1 pseudogene is annotated in these 1,453 nt (G+C 70.0%); it reads right to left on the minus strand.

The window, feature by feature from the left end:
* Window positions 1-1,453 (minus strand): annotated as a pseudogene (locus ACWDR3_RS47770) (condensation domain-containing protein); the annotation flags it as partial.

Here is a 1,453-nt window from a genome sequence, read left to right on the forward strand (position 1 = left end):
GGGTCGTCCTCGTCACCGAGCAGTTCGCGCTGCCACAGCGCGTAGTCCGCGTACTGCACCGGCAACGGCGACCACTCCGGCGCCCGGCCCGCGCACCGTGCCGCGTACGCCCTGGACAGGTCCCGCATCAAAGGGCCCATCGACCAGCCGTCGGCCGCGATGTGATGCACGACCAGCACCAGCACGTGTTCCTCGGGAGCGGTGCCGAACAGCCAGGCGCGCACGGGGATCTCCGCCGCGAAGTCGAAGGCGTAGCGGGTCGCCCGCCGCACCTCGCCGACCACCTCTTCGGCCGACACCACGGCGGTGTGCAGCGCGAACCCGGCCTCCGCCACCGGCAGGATCCGCTGCCGCGCCGTGCCCGCGTCGGCCGGGTACACGGTCCGCAGCACCTCGTGCCGGCCGATCACGTCCCGCAGGGCCGCCTCCATGGCACCCCGGTCCAGAACCCCGGTCAGCGGGAGCACCACCGGAATGTTGTAGGTGGCACTCGGCCCCTCCAACTGCCCCAGGAACCACAGCCGTTGCTGCGCATACGACAACGGGATCATGAGTTCTCCTCCTGCGTACGCATCGGCCGCAGCGCGGGCCTTGTCTTCCGTTTCGTGTTCGTCTCTGGCTGAGCCGCGATCCAAGTGGCGAGTGCGGCAGGGGTCCGGTTCTCGAACAGCACCCGGACCGGTACGTCCACTCCGACCACCGTCCGGACCCGGCTCAGGAGACGGGTGGCCAGGAGCGAGTGGCCGCCCAGGCCGAAGAAGTCGTCATCGGCGCCGACTTCGGACAGTCCGAGAATCTCCGCGAAGGCGGCGCACATGGCCGTCTCCTCGGGCGTCACCGGTGCTCGTCCGGGTTCGTGCGTGTACTCCGGTGCGGGCAAAGCTGGTTGATCGAGCTTGCCGTTCACCGTCAACGGCAGGACGGCGAGTTCGACGATCGCCGACGGCACCATGTAGGCGGGCAGACGGTCGGCCGCGTACGCCCGCACGACAGCCACCAAGTCGTCGACGGGGTGATCGGCCACGACGTAGGCGACGAGGCGTTTGTCGCCGGGAGTGTCCTCGCGTACGACCACTGCGGCCTGGGCCAGGTCCGGGTGCGCGGCCAGCACGGCCTGCACCTCGCCCGGCTCGATACGGAAACCACGGATCTTCACCTGATCATCAGCACGCCCCGCGAAGACCAACTGCCCCTCCGCCGTCCACCGCACCCGGTCACCGGTCCGGTACATGCGCTCACCAGCCGCACCGAAGGGGCAGGCCACGAAGCGCTCCCCGGTCAGACCCGGACGGCCCAGATAGCCGCGTGCCAGACCGACTCCGGCGACATACAGCTCGCCCATCACCCCGACCGGAACCGGTCGCAGCGCGTCGTCCAGGACGAACACCTGCGCGTTGACGATCCCGCCACCGATCGAGGGCATGCCGGTGCACATCGCGGAGCGCCCCGACGT

Source organism: Streptomyces sp. NPDC001002 (genome assembly GCF_053599215.1).